We start from the raw sequence: 18,183 nt of genomic DNA, 5'->3' as shown, positions 1-18,183 counted from the left end.
GGCCCGTCCCCGGAGCCACCGCCGGTACCACCCGAACCGCCCGCACCCGGGCCGGCGCCGGACCGCCCACCCCTCCCCGACCCCGGGCACCCGGTCCCGCCGCCCCCTTTCCCGGCCGAGTGAATGGGACAAGGCCCGCCCCCGCGCCGGTGATTCAACCGCCGTTCAGCGGGTATTCGGGGCAACGTCCCTGGTCGCAGGCTCGACAGGAAGGACATGACCATGGTCGCCGGAAACAACGATCCGAATCCGAGCCATCCCCCGAGTGAGCATCGTTTCCCCGACAACGCACGGACGACCCGTTCGCACGCCGGAGAAACCATCGAAGACCGCCGCAACTGGCCGGGCATCATTCTCGGCGCCATCGGCATCGTCCTGGTGGCGCTGACCCTCACCGCCGCCGGTTACGGCTTCGCCGGCTGGGCGGTGATCGCCGGAATCATCGGCGTGATCTGCCTGATCGCCGGCGGGCTGATCGTGGTCGCCGAACACCGCCGCGTCAAACTCGAAGAAGGCGCGACCCTGCGCGAGCCACGTGGCCACTGAGCGCCGCATGGACCACTCACGAGCGCCGTTGCTCGACGCGCTCGGCGAATATCAGCGGCTCGGCCGGTACGGCTTCACGCCCCCGGGGCATCGCCGGGGGCGTGGCGTGGACGAAAGGGTGGCGGCGATCATCGGCGCGGACGCGTTCCGCGCCGATGTGCTGGCCGCCCCGGGCGTCGACGACCGCTTGGCCCGCGGTGGCTACCTGTCCCGCGCCGAGGAGCTGATGGCCGACGCGGTGGGCGCGGACCAGACCTTCTTCGCCACCTGTGGCAGCTCGCTGTCGGTGAAGGCGGCCATGATGGCCGTTGCGGGCGGTAGCGACAACGGCTTGCTGGTGGCCCGCGACAGCCACAAATCGATCGTGGCCGGGCTCATCTTCTCGGGTGTGCTGCCGCGCTGGATCACCCCGCGCTGGGATGCCGAACGCCATCTGTCGCATCCGCCGTCACCGGAGCAGGTCCGTCAGGCGTGGGAGAAATACCCGGACGCGGCAGGCGCGCTGATCGTCAGTCCCAGCCCGTACGGGACCTGCGCCGATATCGCGTGGATCGCCCGGGTATGCCACGAACGCGGCAAACCCCTCATCGTGGACGAGGCCTGGGGCGCCCATCTGCCCTTCCACCCCGACCTGCCGACCTGGGCGATGGATGTGGGCGCCGATATCTGTGTGGTGAGCGTGCACAAAATGGGCGGCGGGTTCGAACAGAGCTCGGTCTTCCACGTGCAGGGTGACCTGGTGGATCCGGTCCGCCTGCGCCACTGCGTCGATCTGCTCATGACCACGAGCCCGAATGTGCTGATCTATTCGGCACTGGACGGATGGCGCCGCCAAATGGTCGAGCGCGGATACGATCTGCTCGATGCCGCGCTGCGCACCGCGCGCCGCACCCGGGCCGAGCTGAACAGTATCCCCGGCATCCAGGTCATGGAGAACGAACTGCTCGGCGCGGAGGCCTCGCACGATCTGGATCGGCTCCAGGTGCTGCTGGATGTCTCCGGGACCGGTGCCACCGGCTACGACGCCGAGGACTGGCTGCGCCGGGAACGCTTGATCGATATGGGCCTCAGCGATCATCGGCGGACCCTCGCGACCATGTCCTACGCCGACGACGACGAGACGGCCGATATGCTCATCGAGGCGATCGGCGATTGGCGGGCCCAGCTGACCGACGCGAATCCCCCGCAGGATCTCGATCTCCCCACACCGCACGAACTGCAGCTGGACACCGCGATACCGCCCCGCGACGCGTTCTTCGGCTCCACCGAGATGGTGCCCGTGGCGGCGGCAGCCGGCCGGGTCGCGGCCGAACAGCTCACGCCCTATCCACCCGGTATTTCCGTGGTGGTGCCCGGGGAACGCCTCGACCAGGGGGTGCTGGACTATCTGCGCACCGGCCATGAGATCGGGCTGAACATCCCCGATGCCACCGACCCGGAGCTCAAAACGGTCCGCGTCGTGGCGTGAGCGCACCGGCCCGCGACAACACGCTGGTTGAAGCCGCCGGACCCGGGTAGGCGCGCAGGTATGGAACTTCTCGTCATTCTCGCGATCGCGATACTGGTCGCCGTGGTGGTCGGGTTCCGGTGGTTGAAGGGGCAGACTCCGAGTACCCGCAATGCTCCGGACAACGAAGGCAACCCGCACCGCGACGACGAGTGACCCGCCGGACCGCGCTGTCCTGCCACGATGCGTTGGCTCCGAAGCGGGGTCGGGGCGACGCAGGCAGCGAGCCGGAGTCACCGCCCCGGGGCCTAAATGGGAGATGACAGCCGGAGTGCTCATAGCCCGCGGTAGCGATGCCCTGGTGACCGATTCCGACGGCACCATCCACAAACTCCGGTCCCGTGGCCGCCAACCCGATCATCTCCCAGAATCTCCTGAAGCTGATATCCACCTCGCAACAGTGAAGAGCGCACCGGCGGAGGGTGCTGCCGCGCGCACACCTGACAAGATCAGATCTTTGCAGGAGGCCCCGGCGCCGGCCCTCTCTACAAGGAATCGACAAATCCCGTGTGGCGTCGCGATTAGTTTTGTCCTCCGGAGCAGTCTGATCTCCATGGGCACTCTCATCTATGGCTTCAACGTCTCGGTGGACGGGTACATCGCCGACGCGCAAGGCAATCTCGACTGGTCCGATCCGAGCGATGAGCTCCTCCAGTACTGGAACGACTTCGAGCGGGAGACCGCCCTGGCGTTCTACGGGCGGCGGCTCTATGAACTGATGTCCGCGTACTGGCCGACCGCCGACCAGGCTCCGGACGCCACCCCGCGGACTGTCGATTTCGCCCGCATCTGGCGCGATATGCCCAAAGTCGTGTTCTCACGCACGCTGGAGTCGGTCGACTGGAACTCCCGTCTGGAACGCGGCGACCCGGTCGAGATGGTGAAGAAACTGAAAGCCGAAACCGACGGCAGGCTGGAGGTGGCCGGCGCGACGCCGGCCGCACCGATCGTGCGGGCCGGACTGGTGGACGAGTACCGGATCATGCTCACGCCCACCGCAGTGGGCGGCGGCACGCCGTTCTTCCCGACACTGCCGTCATGGATATCGCTGCGCCTGTTGGAGAACCGCACCTTCCCGGGCGGCACGGTCCTGCTGCGCTACGAGGCGAAAGGCGACTGACACAGCCGGGCGCTCTCCCGTCACAGTGGGAAGCGACCGAGAGCGTCTCCGAGGAATTCCCGGATCGCGGGCGCCGGTGCGGCGGCCGGATCGTCTGCGGAACCGATTAGGTCGGAGAACACATCGCGTTGCAGGCGGCTGTTCTGGAGCACTCCGGCGAACTCCTCGGCGAACTGTGTGGGATGCCGGTGGTCGATACCCGGGATCACCAGGGTCGGTACGGTCAGCGCCGGAGATCTGATGGTGCGTGGAACGCGCGGTCGCGGCCAACGGCGGCTGCGGCGGCGATACTGTCTCTATCCCGACTCGTAAAGGAACTGGCTTGCCGAGATTCACCCGAAGGCATCTTGCCGCGATCGCTCCGGTCGCGGTCGCGGTCCTACTCGCCGGAGCGGGATGCTCCAGCGCCGATAACGACACCTCACCCACTACCCCACCGGCGACGAGCCCAGCAAGCGCGGCGAACTCCACAACAGCTGCCGCGCCGAGCGTGAGCCCGGTCTCGGGCCTGGATGTTTGTGCCTTGCTGACATCGGACGAAGTGGCGGATATCCTCGGCGCCCCGGGCCTGGCCCCGCAACGCACGATCAACGACAAGACCGGCCGAGTGGTTGCGGAATCCTGCAATTGGGGTACGGAAACAGCGGGGCTGGTCTCGGTGAGCTGGATGCACGAGCCGATCCCGGCATGGGGTGAAGACGCACAATCACGGGCCTTCGGCGACGCGATCGGCCTGCGGGTCGCCGTGAACGCCTGGACCGGAAAAGGCTGCACCGTGTTCGCCGAAAAGACGGGTGGCAATATCGGAATCAACATCATCCCCTCCGATAAGTACCTGACCGAACGGCCATCGAGCCCGGGAGACGATATCTGCGACCGGAACAAATCGACGATCGTGGCAGCGTTCGAACGGGCGCGGCCCGCGTAACGCCCGATCCGCGCCGCCACAGGACATCCACCGTGAGGGGCGACTCCGAGACAAGGTCCGGACGCCGCCTTCGGGCGGACGAGCGCGGAGTCGGGCTGGTTATAGTGGCCGGAATGAGTGACGGCCACGACCTGCGAACATTAATGGTGAGTGCGGGATACCGCATCGAAGACTGGTCACCTGTCACCACCGGCGAGTCGGGCGCCACAGTCTTCCGCAACGCGGATGCCACCCGATACGCCAAATGCGTTCCGGCCGCGGACGCCGCCGTTCTGAAGGCGGAGCACGACCGGGTGGAGTGGCTGGCCGACCAGCGCGTGCCGGGCCCGCGGGTGCTCGAATGGCACTCCGGCCAGGCGGGAGCACTGCTGGTGACCAGTGCCGTCCCCGGCGTTTCCGCGGATCGACTATCGGCGGCGGACCTCCACGCCGCCTGGCCACACATCGCCGCCGCGGTGCGCGGGCTGCACGGCCTACCGGCGCGACGATGCCCGTTCGACCGTGGCCTCGACACGATGGTCGCCGTGGCACGTGATGTCGTCGGCCGCGATGCCGTGAACCCGGAGTTCCTTCCCGTCGAGCAGCAGCACACGCCGCCCGAAGAGCTGCTGGCCCGCCTCGAACCCGAGATCGCGCGGATGCGGGCCCGGGAGGCTGTGGACGCGGTCGTCTGTCACGGAGACCTGTGCCTGCCCAATATCGTCGTGGACCCCGAAACGCTGAAGGTATCCGGATTCATCGACCTGGGCCGTCTCGGGTCGGCCGATCGTTATGCCGATCTGGCGCTCCTACTCGCCAACTCGCGAGAAACGTGGGAGGACGAGGCACAGGCGCTGGCCGCGGACACCCTGTTCGCGGACAGGTACGGCCTCGTCCTGGACCGGGACCGCTTGGACTTCTACCTGCACCTCGACCCCCTCACCTGGGGATGAGGAGGAGCCGGACCGGACCGCGAGACCAGCGGTCTCATCGGTCTCGGCGCACGGATGTTCAGGCCATATCCCACAGCAGGCGGTAGTAATCGATGCGCTCGGGGTCCGGCTCGACCCCGTACGCCTCGTACAGGATCCCGTCGTATCCCGGGCCGTAATTCCACTCGGTACTCCATGCCGCGACCGCGAGGTCGGCCCACCGGTCGCCCACTCCCAGCGAGCCGAGATCCACATGCGCGGCGAACCCGCCGTCGTCGTGTAACAACGTGTTCGGAACGCACGCGTCACCGTGGCAGACGACGAGCCGGTCGACCGTGGGCGGGTCGCCGATGCGTGCCCGGGCTTCCGCCACGTTCAGCTGCCGATACTCGGGCGACCGGTCGGCCGGTCCCAGCCCTTCGGCGATCCGCTCATCGGCGCGCACGAGTCGTGTTCCGACACTCCACTCGAACGGGCATCGGTCGACGGGTAGGCGGTCGTGCAGCAGGCGCAACCCCGCGCCGATCGCGGCCGCCGCTGTCGCCGGTTCCGCGACCCACCGGGGCTCCACCGCGGAGCGTCCGGCCACTTCCGCCGTGACCAACCACGCGCCCTCGTCGTCGGCCCCGTGCTCGAGGACTCGGGGCACGGTCACCCACTGCCGCGCCCAGCCCAGCCGCTCCGCCTCACCGAGCAGATCAATCTCCGGTGTGCCCGCGGCAACCCATTTGGCGTACCTGATCACCTCACCTTCCAGGCGGAACGTCAGACCTCCGAGTTCATTACGCCACACCGGGGTTATCGTGTCGGCACCGGCGAGCGCCTCGACCACCTCGGGTACCTCCACGGGACCGTTCGGAATCTCAGCGGTGACAGGACGGTTCATCCGGTAATCGTGCCTTCCGACCCACGCAGGTGGCAAATGTGTCGAACGTTTGCTCCGCCGATTCGTCCAAAAGATTCGCCGTGTTCGTGGCACAGTGCGGCCAGAGGCCGTTCGATCGCGGAGATTCGACCTGGGGAAATGAGGATTCGGGCAGGGCCGCGACTGCGTTCGATCCTCCACAATTCGCCAGTTTTTCCACTCTCCCTTGCCGTCGACTGCTCGGCAGAAGCCTCGGCTTTCATCCGCGCCACGGCATCGACCGTCATGGACACAACACTTTCCACCGCTGCTCGGACACACCCCGGATTCGTCGAGTTGTTCTGGTATGGCGTCGAGCGCGGCCAGGAGAACCCGAACAGGAATATCGCACGCGGTGCGTTGTCGTGACAATACCGACACGACCGACAACAATGCTGCCCATGACCGTGGCGGTCGGCAGCGAATTAGGTGATCGGCGTGCGGACCGGAGCGATAATGCGGTGCCGCGAAGATACTTTCGGCCCGATATCGAAGGACTGAGAGCAGTCGCCGTGGTGGCCGTCGTGCTATTTCACGCCGGAATGCCCGGGGTCGGTGGCGGATTCGTCGGCGTGGATATCTTTTTCGTCATTTCCGGCTTTCTCGTCACCGGAATCCTTTATCGCGAAACGGCGACCACGGGCACTGTCGGCCTGGCCCGGTTCTACGGCGCGCGGGCCCGGCGACTGCTCCCCGCGGCGGGTATTGTCCTCGTCACCACCGCGGTGGCAGCCGCCGTGCTGCTGCCACCCCTGCAGGCCCGCCGGGTACTCGGCGACGGAATCGCCAGTGCGCTCTACGCCGGGAACTACCGGTTCGCACTGCGCGGCACCGACTACCTGGCCGGCGATACGCTCCCGTCGCCGTTTCAACACTTCTGGTCGCTCGCTGTGGAAGAACAGTTCTATCTGCTCTGGCCGGTACTGATCGCCGCGACGGCGTGGGTCGCGCGCCGCCGCCGACCCGGGGCGACCTTACCGCGGCCGTATCCGGTCGTTCTCGTGCTCGTCGCCGCGTTCTCCTTCGCGACCTCGCTGAGCTGGACCGGCACGCTCCCATCGTGGGCGTTCTTCTCGCTGCCCGCCCGGGCCTGGGAACTGGCCGCCGGGGGCGTGATCGCGCTGTCGGCGCCGATATGGTCCCGGCTGCCGAGATTTCCGGCCGCTTTCGCCGGCTGGGTCGGGATGCTGCTGATCATCGCCGCGTGCACCTGGTTCGACGAGCACACCCGGTATCCCGGAACCGCCGCGCTGCTGCCCGTCGCAGGGACGGTACTGGTGATCATTTCCGGCTGTGCGACTCCACGGTTCGGTGTCGGACGCGGGCTGGCATTCGGCCCGATACGAGCGATCGGCCGCGGGTCCTACTCGTGGTACCTGTGGCACTGGCCGGTGCTACTACTCGCGCCCTGGGTGGTCGGCCATCCGCTCGGGCTCGGTGGTTCGCTGGGCGCGGTGACGATCGCGGGTGGGCTCGCCATGCTCACGCTATGGCTGGTCGAGAATCCGGCCCGTTTCGCCGTTCCCCTACGCGGTTCGGCCGCGCGCAGCCTCGCCTGTGGCGGCGCGATCACGGTTATCGCCGCCGGCGTGGCGCTCGCACTGCTCGTACTCACGCCGGTGCCGACCGGCCGCGGTACGGCAGCACCGGCCCTTGCCCTCACCGCACCCACCGCACCGGTCGCACCGGTCGCACCGACTTCGGACCCCGGTGAGGCGGCGGTCCGGCAGCAGGTCGACCAAGCGCAGGCCGCTATTGCCGCGTCTGCCGCAATCGGCCCTGTCCCTTCGAATCTCACCCCCTCGCTCGCCGACGCGGCCGGGAGCAAGGCGGACGTGTTCGTGAACGGCTGTGTACGGTCCTGGCGAGATGTGGGTCAGGCCGAATGTGCCTCCGGCGATCCGGACTCGGCCACCACGGTGGCCCTGGTCGGCGATTCCCATGCCGCGATGTGGCAGCCGGCGTTCGAGCAGATCACCGCGACGCGACACTGGCGGCTGGAGACCATGGCAAAGGTCACCTGCCCGCTGATGGACCTGCCTATCACCAGTCCCTACCTGGGCCGGGAGTACACCGAATGCGAGCAGTGGCGCGGCGAGATCGTGGCCCGGCTACAAGCCGAGCGACCGCGATTGATCGTGGTGAGCATGTCCCGGCGCTACGGTGCCGACTTCGGCTTCGTCTCCTACGACCCGGCCTGGATCGACAGCCTGCACCGCCTGGTCGCCCGGCTGCGCGCGACCGGCGCGGCCGTACTGGTGCTGGGCTCGATCCCCGACCCGCACACCGATGTCCCGATATGTCTCTCCGGACATCTCGACGATGCCGCGGCCTGCGCCCCGGCCCGACCGGATGCGCTCGACGACGCCGGTATCGCGGCCGAGCGGGCGGCGACCATCGGCGGTGGCGGACAATACGCCGATCTGACCTCGCTGTTCTGCACCCCTTCCGATTGTCCCCTCGTCATCGGGGACAAGCTGGTCTTCCGCGACGACAACCACATCACCGTCGGTTACGCCGAAACGCTCGCACCGATCATCGGCGCACTCACCGACCGCGCGCTCGCCCGCAACTGATCCGCGCGGGGCGCCGATCCGGCCGTTCGTCGTGTGCCGTCGTCACCGTGCGAACCGTCTCCCGCAGTAATCGGGCGCCGCGTCGCCGTCCCGACGGCCGCACGTCCTCCGGGAAAACCCGTCCGGGCGCGGCGAGGTCGCGATAGCCTCGCTGGAGGCCGGAACGGGAGGTCGGATCCTGGATACGTGGTGGAGCTTCGTCGTGGAACGACGGCATCAGCTCTTCGTCGACTCCTATCTGCACGTCTCGGCGGTCGTGCAGTCCCTGCTCATCGCGACGGTGGTGGCGGTGGCCGTGGGTGTCGCGGTGTACCGGAGCCCGCTCGGCTCGGCGGCCGCGACCGCCGCGGCCGGGACCATCCTGACGGTGCCGTCCTTCGCCCTGCTCGGGCTGCTCATTCCCCTGATGGGCCTGGGTGTCGCGCCGACGGTGACCGCGCTGGTGCTCTACGCGCTGCTGCCGATCCTGCGCAACACTCTCGTCGGACTCTCCGCCGTGGATACCGCGGTGGTGGATGCCGCGCGCGGGGTGGGGATGAACCGGTGGCGGGTGCTCGCCGCGATCGAGTTGCCGTTGGCCTGGCCGTCGATCCTGACCGGGATGCGGGTGAGCACCCAGTTGATCATGGGCATTCTGGCCCTGGCCGCCTACGCGAAGGGTCCGGGCCTGGGGAATCTGATCTTCTCCGGGCTGGCCCGGCTCGGCAGCCCCAACGCGGTACCGCAGGCGCTCACGGGCACCGTGCTGATCGTCGCACTCGCCCTGGTCCTCGACGGGATCTTCGTCCTCGTCGGACATTTCACCATTTCGAGGGGAATCCGTGACTGATTCGGCGAACCGCACCGCCGCGACGGCGGTGTCCGGGGTCGAGATCGTGCTCGACGCCGTCACCAAAAAGTTTCCGGGACAGCAGGCTCCGGCCGTCGACGCGGTATCGATGACCATACCGGCGGGTGAGATCGTGGTCCTGGTCGGACCGTCGGGCTGCGGAAAGACCACCACCATGCGGATGATCAACCGGCTGATCGAGCCCACCTCCGGCACGGTGACCATCGACGGCCGCGACGCCGCCGGGATCGACCCCGACCGGTTACGCCGCGGAATCGGGTACTCCATCCAGCAGGCGGGTCTCTTCCCGCATATGACCGTCGCGCGGAACATCGCGACAGTCCCGGGGTTGATCGGTTGGGATCGCAAGCGGATCGCCGCGCGCACCGACGAGATGCTGGAACTGGTCGGGCTGGATCCCGAAACCTACCGGCGCCGGTATCCGCGCCGGCTGTCCGGCGGGCAGCAGCAGCGGGTGGGAGTCGCGCGGGCACTGGCCGCCGACCCGCCGATCCTGCTGATGGACGAGCCCTTCGGCGCCGTGGACCCGATCACCCGGGGCCTGCTCCAGGACGAACTGCTCCGGTTACAGGCCGAACTGGGCAAGACGATCGTGTTCGTCACCCACGATTTCAACGAGGCGGTGAAACTCGGTGACCGGATCGCGGTTCTGGGCGACCGCTCCCGGGTCCTGCAGTATGACCGGCCGGCCGCGATCCTGGCCGACCCGGCGGACGAGACCGTCGCCGGATTCGCCGGCTCCGATGCCGCCCTCAAACAGCTGACTCTCACCCGGATCCGGGAGGTTCCGCTCGGGGAATGCGCCACGGTCACCGAGGACGCCCCGGTCGAGGTGGCGCGGGCAGCGATCGGGGGCGGGGCCCGCGCCCTGGTGCTCGACACCGCGGGGCGGCCGCTGCGCTGGATCACCGTCGCCGACCTCGCCCACGCCGACTCGGTCGGCGGGGCCGGGACCCCGATCGAGACCCTGCCCGCCGAATCGACTCTCCAGGAAGGATTGGCGGCGCTGCTCGGTGACCGGAACGCGACCGCGGTGGTCACCGGCGCGGACGGAAAGTACGCGGGACTGATCACGATCGACACACTGGTCGGCCACCTGGCCGGACTGCGGACCGAAACCGGCACGGCGACGGATGTGCCGGCATGACCACCCTGGTGGCATCCGCGGTTCCGGGGCGGCACTCGGCGCAGTGGCGCGCCGACCGGCTCCGGCTGCTGGTCCAGCCGGTGCTCGTCGTACTGCTCACCACGGGAGTCCTGGTGTGGGCGTTCCGGCGCGACCTGACCGTCACCCAGCAGGCGAGCCTCAATGCCGGCAATATCGCCACCGTCACCTGGCAGCACATCCTGATCACCGCCACGGTGGTGGTGCTCGTCGTCGTGGTCGCGGTCCCGCTGGGCACCCTGCTCACCAGGCCCGGCTACCGTCGGCTCGCGCCGGTCGTCGTCGGTATCGCCAATATCGGCGCCTCCGCACCGGCGATCGGGCTGATCGTGCTGTTCTACCTCGCCACCCGCACCACCGGCTTCTGGATCGGGGTGGCGCCGATCGCGTTCTATTCGCTGCTGCCGGTCCTGCGCAACACCATCCTCGGCTACCAGGAAGTCGATCCGACGCTGGTGGATGCCGGGCGCGGCCAGGGTATGTCGGCGGGGACCGTCCTGCGCCGGATCGAATTCCCGCTCGCTGTCCCCTACATTCTGGCCGGCCTGCGCACCTCGCTGGTGCTGGCCGTCGGCACCGCCACGCTGTCGTTCCTGGTCAGCGCGGGCGGGTTGGGGATTCTGATCGATACCGGTTACAAACTGCGCGATAATGTCACGCTGGTTGTCGGCGCGGTGCTCGCGGTGGCGCTGGCCCTGCTGGTGGACTGGCTGGGCGCGGTGGCGGAGCGATTCCTCGGCCCGCGGGGGCTGCGATGAAAGCCGTCCGATCGTCCCGGCTGCTGCTCCTGGCGGTGGTACTGCTGCTGGCCGGATGCGGTCTCCAGGCCGGGAGCTCGGTACCGCTCCCGGTCGGGCCCGGCAGTATCCGCCCGGTCCCGGAGCTCGCGGGTGTCACCGTCACGGTGGGCTCCAAGGATTTCACCGAACAGAACATTCTCGGTTACATCATCGAATACGCGCTGGTCGCGGCCGGGGCCGAAGTCCGGGACCTCACCAATATCCAGGGCTCCAACAGTTTGCGCGACGCCCAGGTCGAGGGTCGAATCGATATCGCCTACGACTACACCGGCACCGGCTGGGTCAACTATCTCGGCAACGAGAAGCCTGTCCCGGACGAACAGGGCCAGTTCGCCGCGGTACGCGACGCGGACCTGGCCGCACACGACATGATGTGGACGGCGATGGCACCCATGAACAACACCTACGCGCTGGCGACCGCGCGGCGGACCGCGGAACGCACCGGCACCTGGACCCTGTCGGACTACGCGCGCCTGGTCGCCACCGACCCCGCCGCGGCGAGTATCTGCGTGGGTACCGAGTTCAATGTGCGCCAGGACGGCTTCCCCGGCCTCAGCCGCGCCTACGGCATCGACGGCGGGCAGATGCCCAAGCGGATCGTCCAGGACGCCGTGGTCTATCAGGCGACCGCCGACGCCACGCAGTGTGGATTCGGATCGGTCGCGGCCACCGACGGTCGTATCCCCGGACTCGACCTGGTCCTGCTGCTCGACGACCGCTCCTTCTTCCCCAAGTACAATGCCGCTCTGGTGATGCGTGCGGATTTCGCCCGGGCGCATCCGCGGATCGCCGAGGTCATGGCACCCATCTCCCGGTTGCTGACCAACGAGTCGATCACGGAACTGAACCGGCAGGTCGATGTCGAGGGTCGTGAGCCCGCGGAGGTGGCGCGCGACTGGATGGTCGCGCGGGGTTTCGTCACCGAGGAGTGAACAGCCGGGCGAGGAGAGGGTGAATGGTCGCTCCGGACGGTCCGGCGTTCAACGAGCCGGAATGGGCGCGGGCGCACTGGACCCGGCATCAGCGCATCCGGCGGCTCGGCCACGAGGTGCTCGCGGCGACCCGCCAGGACCCGGGGTACGAACCGGTCGATACCACGCAATTGGGCCGCTGGTCCCGCAGTCTCGCCGAGCTGGGAGAGCCGCGGTCGAGCACGGGTACCGGGCGACCGGTTCGTTCGTCGTCTGTCCCTACGGCGAACCCGGGTCGCGAGTTACCCGAAATCAGCACCGGCCGGTCGCCGTCCCGGGTGCGGCCGGGTCTCCGGCCGCCGGAGCCGTGCCCAGCAGGAACGGAAGCAGGAAATCGCGCAGCAGGGCGCGCTCCTCGTCCGCGGTGGCGGGTGGCAGCGTCAGCAGGGAGATCATCACCCGGACCGCCCACCGGCCCAGCCGATCCGCCGCCGCCGCGGACAGATCCGGGCGCAGACGCGTGACGGAGACCGCGACCAGTTCGTCGATCACCTCCGAGGAATCCGACAGTCGCGCCACGATTCCGGCGTTCGCGGGTTCGAACCAGACGGCCAGATGCGGGGTTCTCCGTGCCTCGGCCAGGGTGGCGGTCATCCCGTCGAGCAGGAGTTCGGCCCGGTCCGGGCCGTCCAGCCGCCGGTCGCGCCAGATCCGGGCAAGGAGCTGGGTGGCCTCCCGGCCGGCGAAGGCTACATACAACGCCTGCCGGTTGGCGAAGTAGCGGTAGAGCGTCGCCCGCGAACAGCCCGCCGCCTCGGCCACCTCGGCCATGCCGACCGTGCCGGCGCCCTTGTCTATGACCAGGGCACGTACCGCGTCGAGAATCCGTTCCGCGGCCAGTTCGGTCCGCCCGCCGGCCAGCCAGTCCGTCATCGCACGGCTCCGGCGAGTCCGGCGCCGGCTCTCCGGTCACCGTTCAGCGCGCGGGACGCGTTGACAGCGCCGATCCGGGGCAGCGGCGCAGTGCGCCGATCGGTCACGCGGCGCACCGGAAGGGCACGCTGGTCGGCCGCCGGACGTACGGTCCGGGGGCGTAGGTGACCGCGTCGATATCGACGTGGTGGTCCGCGAAACGCGCCAGCAGTTCCTCCAATGCCACCCGCGCCTGCATACGGGCCGCGGCCGCGCCCAGGCAGTGATGCGGTCCGTGGCCGAAGGTCATGATGCGCTGTGGGTTGCGCTCGATATCGAGTTCGGCGGCATCGGCGCCGAAGACCCGTTCGTCGCGATTCGCCGAGCCGTACACGAGCAGCACCTTACGGCCCGCGGGAATCGTCACGCCGTCCAACTCCACCGGACGGGTGGTGGTCCGGGCCAAACCCTGTACCGGAGAAGTGAGCCGGGCGAACTCCTCGATCGCCGTCCGGATGCCCTCCGGATCGGTGGCCAGCGCCGCGCGCTGCTCCGGGTAGCGCTGCAACAGTTGCACCGCCCCGCCGAGCAGGCCAGTGGTGGTGTCGTTACCGCCGGCGACCATGGTCCAGGTGTAGGCCAGGATCTGGACCAGGCCGTCCACATCGGCGTCGTCGGCCCCGATACCAGCCTGGACGAGCAGCGACACCGTATCGTCGCCCGGATCGGTACGCCGGCGTTTGATCAGCTCGGCGAAATAACCCAGCATCTCCATCGACGCGGCCTGCGCGTCCGCCGTGCGCTGGGTACCGGCCGCGACCACGGCGTCGGTCCAGCCGTCGAAACGGGAACGGTCCTCCTCCGGAACCCCGAGATAGTGCGCGACCACCATGGTCGGCAGCGGTTTGAACAGGTCGGCCACGATATCGCCGCCACCGTCGGTGGCCAGCCGGTCCAGCCGATCCCGGACGAACCGGCGCACCACCGGTTCCACCTCGGTGACCTGACGCGGGGTGAAGCCGCGGGCGACCAGTTTGCGGAACTCGGTGTGTTCGGGCGGATCCTGCATCACCATCGGCGGGTTTCCGGTGAGCCCGATCTGTTCGAGCTCACCGTATTCCACCGTCAGCCCCGCGCCCGAGGAGAAGGCGCCGGTGTCCCGGGCGGCGGCATACACGTGTTCGTGCCGGGTGAGTACCCAGTAGTCGTTGTCCGGGCGGTCCGCGGGGACAACGCGGTGCACCGGATCGTGATCGCGCAGCGCCGCGTACATGGACCAGGGCTCGCGCCAGGTGTCACCGGAGCGCAATTCGAACCGGACCCGATCATGAAACGTATCTGCCAACATGTATCGACAGTAAGACAGATATAAACTTTTGTCTTCCCCCTTTCTTCTGCGGAGCGCGGACGGACACCGACCGAGCGCGGTGATGATCGGCCGCCCGACCGGTGGTTCGCTTGTGATCTCCGACGCCATCCGGCAGCGGATGCAGGGATCGGCGCGAGCCGGGAGATAGTTGTATCGACTAATTCGACGCCGTAACCGCCGCACACACCGGATCTCTCCGAGGAGACATGCAGAACTTCTACGTGGTGAGCCACCCGCACGCAGAACACACCGAAGCCGATCTGGTCGGCGGCTGGCACGACTCCCGCCTGACCGCGGCCGGTCGACTGGATGCACATTCGATCGCCGACGAGCTCCGACGCCGCAGCGACCCGTCACGGCCTATTCGAGTCACAACCTCCGACCTGCTCCGGTGTGCCGAAACCGCGGGAATCCTCGGGGCGACGCTCGGCGCCCCGGTCGCCACAGATCCGCGTCTGCGCGAGATCAGCTTCGGCGAAGCCGAAGGCCGGCCGAACGAGTGGCTCGCACAGCGACAGGTCCCCGCACCGGACCACGACAGACTCGACCACCGCGGCCCCATCCGTGGTGCCGAAACCCGGCGCGAGGTCGCCACCCGGGTCGGGGCCTGCACCCGTGAGTTGATGACCGATATCGGCCACGATCATGTCGTGGTCACGCACGGATACGCACTCACCTTCGTCATCACCAGCTGGATGCAGATACCGGTCGACGCAGTCGGTTTCGCCTCCTTCGCGACGGCACCGGGCGCGATCACCCATCTACGCCTCGACGACTACTGGCGCAATCGCACCCTGCTCCGCCTCGCCGAAACCGCCCACCTGCACACCGACCGGACTTGATCACCGGATTCAGGCGATATCGGCTACCCGGAGCACGATATGGGGACGGCCACCTCCGCCGGCGACGTACTGTCCGGATGGTGCTGTACGGTGTTCGTCCCGCGCTACCGCTCACGGTGCCCACCCACGGCCCGTCCGATGTGCCCGAGGGTCTCGTAGGCTCGGCTCCCATGAGCGTTATCCGGTCGATCCTGCTGTTCGCTGTCGCCGCCCTCGCCGAGATCGGCGGCGCCTGGCTGGTGTGGCAGGGTGTGCGCGAACATCGCGGCTGGGCCTGGATCGGCGGGGGCGTGATCGCGCTGGGGCTGTACGGATTCGTCGCCACCCTGCAACCCGACGCGAACTTCGGCCGGATCCTCGCCGCGTACGGCGGGGTGTTCGTCGCCGGCTCGCTGCTCTGGGCCATGGCACTCGACGGATTCCGGCCGGATCGCTGGGATATCACCGGGGCACTGTTCTGCCTGGCCGGAGTCGCGATCATCATGTACGCCCCGCGCGGCGTCGCGGCCGGATGAGCGCACCGGCCCGAACGGCGGAAAGCAGCGCGCGGGGCCCGCCACCACGGCATGATTGGAATCTGCGCGAATAAAACCGTGGCCATTTCCGAGGGCCACCCCTAGCGTGAACGAGCCGCAGCGGCGCATCCGGCCGCGGCAGGCCGGAAAAGCGTGCTGCCTGTGGCACATTCGCTGTGTCCGGCGCGCTCGTCCCGTTCCTCACCTACAGGAGAACTCAGCGATGACCGAAACCACCCCGCCGGCCGATCCGTCCGCCGGTTGGAGCTTCGAGACCAAGCAGATCCACGTCGGCCAGGACCCCGACGCGAGCACCAACGCCCGGGCCCTCCCGATCTACCAGACCACCTCCTACACCTTCCGCGACACGGCGCACGCCGCGGCGCTGTTCGGGCTGGCGGAGCCGGGCAATATCTACACCCGGATCATGAACCCGACCCAGGATGCGGTCGAACAGCGGATCGCGGCGCTCGAAGGCGGGGTCGCGGCGCTGCTGCTGTCCTCGGGGCAGGCGGCGGAGACTCTGGCGATCCTGAACATCGCCGGCGCCGGTGACCACATCGTCTCCAGCCCCCGGCTCTACGGCGGCACCTACAACCTGTTTCACTACACGCTGCCCAAACTGGGTATCGAGGTGTCCTTCGTCGAGGATCCCGACGATCTCGACCAGTGGCGTGCCGCGATCCGGCCGAACACCAAGGCCTTCTACGGCGAGACGATATCCAACCCGCAGAACCACATCTTCGACATTCCCGGTATCGCCGAGGTCGCGCACGGCGCGGGCCTGCCGTTGATCGTGGACAACACGGTCGCGACCCCGTATCTGATCCAGCCCCTCGCGCACGGCGCCGATATCGTCGTCCATTCGGCGACCAAGTACCTCGGCGGCCACGGTGCCGCGATCGCGGGTGTGATCGTCGACGGCGGCACCTTCGACTGGACGGTCCGCGGCGCCGACGGCCCCCGCTTCCCGGGCTTCACCGAACCCGACCCGAGCTACCACGGCGCCGTGTTCGCCGACCTCGGCGCTCCGGCCTTCGCGCTCAAGGCGCGCGTCCAACTGCTGCGCGACCTCGGTACCGCGATCGCACCGTTCAACGCGTTCCTGATCAGCCAGGGCCTGGAGACGCTGAGCCTACGGATGGAACGGCACGTCCAGAACGCGCAGGCGGTCGCCGAATTCCTCACCGAGCGGCCGGAGGTCACCTCGGTGTCCTACGCGGGACTGCCGTCCTCCTCCTGGTACGAGCGGGGTAAGCAGTTGGCGCCCAAGGGCGCCGGTGCGGTCGTCGGTTTCGAACTGGCCGGCGGTGTCGACGCGGGCAAGAAGTTCGTGGACGCGCTGACCCTGCACAGCCATGTCGCCAATATCGGCGATGTCCGTTCGCTGGTCATCCATCCCGCCTCGACCACCCACTCCCAGCTGACCCCGGACGAGCAGCTCAGCTCGGGTGTCACGCCGGGGCTGGTGCGCCTGGCGGTGGGGATCGAAGGGATCGAGGACATCCTCGCCGATCTGCGGACCGGGTTCGCGGCCGCCGCAGTGTAATTCGCGGGACTCGAGTTCGTCGGGGCCGGATCCGCCAGTCGGCGGGTCCGGCCTTTCGCTCTCTCCGGCCCCCACGACCAGATCACCGATTCCCGCCGCGCGTAACAACTATCGATAGCCGATCGATCTGCGAGTGATTCACACCACTTAATCGAAGGTCGAGAGGATGCTCATGAAGACACTCTGCGTGTGCGTGATCATGGCGGCCGCGGCGGTACTCGTCGCCTGTGGTTCCCCCGAACCGGATACGGCGGCCTACACGGCTGTCGCGTCGGCCGTGCCGGTCCGGATCACCACCGTCACACTCACCGCGCCCGCGCCACAATCGGCCGCGGCGCCCACGGTCGCGAATACCGCGGCCCGCGTACCGATGCCCTCGGTCGTGTGTATGAATCTGCAGGCGGCACAGGACCTCATCCAGACGGCCGGGGTCTTCTACTCCCGGAGCGAGGACGCCACCGGCCGGGGCCGGTCCCAGGTGGTGGACCGCAACTGGGTGGTGGTCTCGCAGAGACCGGCGCCCGGCACACCGATCGGCGAAGGCGACGCCGTGCTGTCGGTGGTCAAGGTGGGCGAACCGACCGACTGCTACTGAGACCGCGCGCGGCGGGCCTGCCGCTTCCCGGCCGGAAGCGGCAGGCCCGCCGCGCTCCCGGCGTCATCGGACGGGGACGCACGGGGTGCCCGACGAATACACGTGCAGGACGCACCGCACGGCCAGGATGACGGCCTGGACGAGTTCGAACGGTTGGTAGGCGTACGGGTGCATGGGCGATCC

At 68.4% G+C, this 18,183-nt stretch carries 19 protein-coding genes; 15 read left to right on the top strand and 4 right to left on the bottom strand.

Going from position 1 to position 18,183, the window contains the following annotated elements:
* The first annotated feature begins 216 nt into the window (after positions 1-216).
* The 4 genes from NGR01S_RS10680 (at position 217) to NGR01S_RS10670 (ending at position 3,173) form a co-directional block, all read left to right on the top strand.
* A complete protein-coding gene (locus NGR01S_RS10680) occupies positions 217-546 on the top strand; it encodes a hypothetical protein (RefSeq protein ID WP_373861407.1) in 330 nt (109 codons plus the stop codon).
* Between the two features lie 7 nt (positions 547-553).
* Complete coding sequence (locus NGR01S_RS10675; RefSeq protein ID WP_063036319.1) at positions 554-2,014, top strand: aminotransferase class I/II-fold pyridoxal phosphate-dependent enzyme; 1,461 nt, start codon at positions 554-556, stop codon at positions 2,012-2,014.
* Positions 2,015-2,074: 60 nt separating this feature from the next.
* On the top strand, positions 2,075-2,209 hold the full coding sequence (locus NGR01S_RS32805) for a hypothetical protein (protein ID WP_281179733.1): 135 nt from the start codon (positions 2,075-2,077) through the stop codon (positions 2,207-2,209).
* 397 nt (positions 2,210-2,606) lie between these two features.
* Entirely contained in the window at positions 2,607-3,173 is a 567-nt protein-coding gene (locus tag NGR01S_RS10670; RefSeq protein ID WP_063036022.1) for a dihydrofolate reductase family protein, read from the top strand.
* Between the two features lie 20 nt (positions 3,174-3,193).
* Here the strand turns inward: NGR01S_RS10670 and NGR01S_RS10665 are convergent, their stop codons facing one another.
* Complete coding sequence (locus NGR01S_RS10665; protein ID WP_063036021.1) at positions 3,194-3,382, bottom strand: hypothetical protein; 189 nt, start codon at positions 3,380-3,382, stop codon at positions 3,194-3,196.
* Positions 3,383-3,420: 38 nt separating this feature from the next.
* Here NGR01S_RS10665 and NGR01S_RS30125 point away from each other — a divergent pair, with 38 nt between their 5' ends.
* Both NGR01S_RS30125 and NGR01S_RS10655 read left to right on the top strand, forming a co-directional pair.
* The gene (locus NGR01S_RS30125) at positions 3,421-4,101 is read left to right on the top strand and encodes a DUF3558 family protein (RefSeq protein WP_084480632.1); all 681 of its coding nucleotides are present in this window, start codon (positions 3,421-3,423) and stop codon (positions 4,099-4,101) included.
* A gap of 113 nt (positions 4,102-4,214) precedes the next feature.
* Positions 4,215-5,033: an APH(3'') family aminoglycoside O-phosphotransferase gene (locus NGR01S_RS10655; RefSeq protein ID WP_063036019.1), complete on the top strand. Its 819-nt coding sequence runs from the start codon at positions 4,215-4,217 to the stop codon at positions 5,031-5,033.
* A gap of 58 nt (positions 5,034-5,091) precedes the next feature.
* On the opposite strand, the gene NGR01S_RS10650 is transcribed toward NGR01S_RS10655, so the two are convergent.
* Positions 5,092-5,898, bottom strand: coding sequence for an aminoglycoside 3'-phosphotransferase (locus NGR01S_RS10650; protein WP_063036018.1), 807 nt, complete (start codon positions 5,896-5,898; stop codon positions 5,092-5,094).
* Between the two features lie 419 nt (positions 5,899-6,317).
* Between NGR01S_RS10650 and NGR01S_RS10645 the strand changes: the two genes are divergently transcribed.
* The 5 genes from NGR01S_RS10645 to NGR01S_RS10625 all read left to right on the top strand — a co-directional run bounded on the left by NGR01S_RS10645 (position 6,318) and on the right by NGR01S_RS10625 (position 12,239).
* Positions 6,318-8,492, top strand: a complete 2,175-nt coding sequence (locus tag NGR01S_RS10645; protein WP_084480748.1) for an acyltransferase family protein — start codon at positions 6,318-6,320, stop codon at positions 8,490-8,492.
* 178 nt (positions 8,493-8,670) lie between these two features.
* Positions 8,671-9,321, top strand: coding sequence for an ABC transporter permease (locus NGR01S_RS10640; RefSeq protein ID WP_063036017.1), 651 nt, complete (start codon positions 8,671-8,673; stop codon positions 9,319-9,321).
* Positions 9,314-10,489, top strand: a complete 1,176-nt coding sequence (locus tag NGR01S_RS10635) for an ABC transporter ATP-binding protein (protein WP_063036016.1) — start codon at positions 9,314-9,316, stop codon at positions 10,487-10,489. The genes NGR01S_RS10640 and NGR01S_RS10635 overlap by 8 nt, the downstream gene beginning before the upstream one ends.
* Complete coding sequence (locus tag NGR01S_RS10630; protein ID WP_063036015.1) at positions 10,486-11,265, top strand: ABC transporter permease; 780 nt, start codon at positions 10,486-10,488, stop codon at positions 11,263-11,265. The genes NGR01S_RS10635 and NGR01S_RS10630 overlap by 4 nt, the downstream gene beginning before the upstream one ends.
* A complete protein-coding gene (locus NGR01S_RS10625) occupies positions 11,262-12,239 on the top strand; it encodes a glycine betaine ABC transporter substrate-binding protein (protein WP_063036014.1) in 978 nt (325 codons plus the stop codon). The genes NGR01S_RS10630 and NGR01S_RS10625 overlap by 4 nt, the downstream gene beginning before the upstream one ends.
* A 291-nt stretch (positions 12,240-12,530) precedes the next feature.
* Here NGR01S_RS10625 and NGR01S_RS10620 read toward each other — a convergent pair whose 3' ends face one another.
* The gene (locus NGR01S_RS10620) at positions 12,531-13,151 is read right to left on the bottom strand and encodes a TetR/AcrR family transcriptional regulator (protein WP_063036013.1); all 621 of its coding nucleotides are present in this window, start codon (positions 13,149-13,151) and stop codon (positions 12,531-12,533) included.
* 103 nt (positions 13,152-13,254) lie between these two features.
* Complete coding sequence (locus NGR01S_RS10615; protein WP_063036012.1) at positions 13,255-14,478, bottom strand: cytochrome P450; 1,224 nt, start codon at positions 14,476-14,478, stop codon at positions 13,255-13,257.
* A 227-nt stretch (positions 14,479-14,705) separates the two neighbouring features.
* Here NGR01S_RS10615 and NGR01S_RS10610 point away from each other — a divergent pair, with 227 nt between their 5' ends.
* The 4 genes from NGR01S_RS10610 (at position 14,706) to NGR01S_RS30895 (ending at position 18,000) form a co-directional block, all read left to right on the top strand.
* Positions 14,706-15,341: a histidine phosphatase family protein gene (locus tag NGR01S_RS10610; protein WP_063036011.1), complete on the top strand. Its 636-nt coding sequence runs from the start codon at positions 14,706-14,708 to the stop codon at positions 15,339-15,341.
* 170 nt (positions 15,342-15,511) lie between these two features.
* Positions 15,512-15,856, top strand: a complete 345-nt coding sequence (locus NGR01S_RS10605) for a YnfA family protein (protein ID WP_063036010.1) — start codon at positions 15,512-15,514, stop codon at positions 15,854-15,856.
* A gap of 223 nt (positions 15,857-16,079) precedes the next feature.
* Positions 16,080-17,405 (top strand): bifunctional o-acetylhomoserine/o-acetylserine sulfhydrylase, encoded by a 1,326-nt coding sequence (locus NGR01S_RS10600; RefSeq protein WP_063036009.1) that lies wholly within the window; start codon positions 16,080-16,082, stop codon positions 17,403-17,405.
* Positions 17,406-17,577: 172 nt separating this feature from the next.
* Positions 17,578-18,000, top strand: a complete 423-nt coding sequence (locus NGR01S_RS30895; protein WP_063036316.1) for a PASTA domain-containing protein — start codon at positions 17,578-17,580, stop codon at positions 17,998-18,000.
* Positions 18,001-18,183 lie beyond the last annotated feature (183 nt).

This window comes from Nocardia grenadensis NBRC 108939, from assembly GCF_001613445.1.
Lineage (GTDB): Bacteria > Actinomycetota > Actinomycetes > Mycobacteriales > Mycobacteriaceae > Nocardia > Nocardia grenadensis.
Note: the sequence above shows the minus strand (reverse complement) of the source record. Positions and strands in the feature narration are given on the sequence as shown.

Excerpts from the sequence above, each read along its gene's own strand:
- NGR01S_RS10680 (WP_373861407.1), top strand. The coding sequence starts at position 217 with ATGACCATGGTCGCCGGAAACAACGATCCGAATCCGAGCCATCCCCCG.
- NGR01S_RS10675 (WP_063036319.1), top strand. The coding sequence starts at position 554 with ATGGACCACTCACGAGCGCCGTTGCTCGACGCGCTCGGCGAATATCAG.
- NGR01S_RS32805 (WP_281179733.1), top strand. The coding sequence starts at position 2,075 with ATGGAACTTCTCGTCATTCTCGCGATCGCGATACTGGTCGCCGTGGTG.
- NGR01S_RS10670 (WP_063036022.1), top strand. The coding sequence starts at position 2,607 with ATGGGCACTCTCATCTATGGCTTCAACGTCTCGGTGGACGGGTACATC.
- NGR01S_RS10655 (WP_063036019.1), top strand. The coding sequence starts at position 4,215 with ATGAGTGACGGCCACGACCTGCGAACATTAATGGTGAGTGCGGGATAC.
- NGR01S_RS10650 (WP_063036018.1), bottom strand. The coding sequence starts at position 5,898 with ATGAACCGTCCTGTCACCGCTGAGATTCCGAACGGTCCCGTGGAGGTA.
- NGR01S_RS10645 (WP_084480748.1), top strand. The coding sequence starts at position 6,318 with ATGACCGTGGCGGTCGGCAGCGAATTAGGTGATCGGCGTGCGGACCGG.
- NGR01S_RS10630 (WP_063036015.1), top strand. The coding sequence starts at position 10,486 with ATGACCACCCTGGTGGCATCCGCGGTTCCGGGGCGGCACTCGGCGCAG.
- NGR01S_RS10625 (WP_063036014.1), top strand. The coding sequence starts at position 11,262 with ATGAAAGCCGTCCGATCGTCCCGGCTGCTGCTCCTGGCGGTGGTACTG.
- NGR01S_RS10620 (WP_063036013.1), bottom strand. The coding sequence starts at position 13,151 with ATGACGGACTGGCTGGCCGGCGGGCGGACCGAACTGGCCGCGGAACGG.
- NGR01S_RS10615 (WP_063036012.1), bottom strand. The coding sequence starts at position 14,478 with ATGTTGGCAGATACGTTTCATGATCGGGTCCGGTTCGAATTGCGCTCC.
- NGR01S_RS10610 (WP_063036011.1), top strand. The coding sequence starts at position 14,706 with ATGCAGAACTTCTACGTGGTGAGCCACCCGCACGCAGAACACACCGAA.
- NGR01S_RS10605 (WP_063036010.1), top strand. The coding sequence starts at position 15,512 with ATGAGCGTTATCCGGTCGATCCTGCTGTTCGCTGTCGCCGCCCTCGCC.
- NGR01S_RS10600 (WP_063036009.1), top strand. The coding sequence starts at position 16,080 with ATGACCGAAACCACCCCGCCGGCCGATCCGTCCGCCGGTTGGAGCTTC.
- NGR01S_RS30895 (WP_063036316.1), top strand. The coding sequence starts at position 17,578 with ATGAAGACACTCTGCGTGTGCGTGATCATGGCGGCCGCGGCGGTACTC.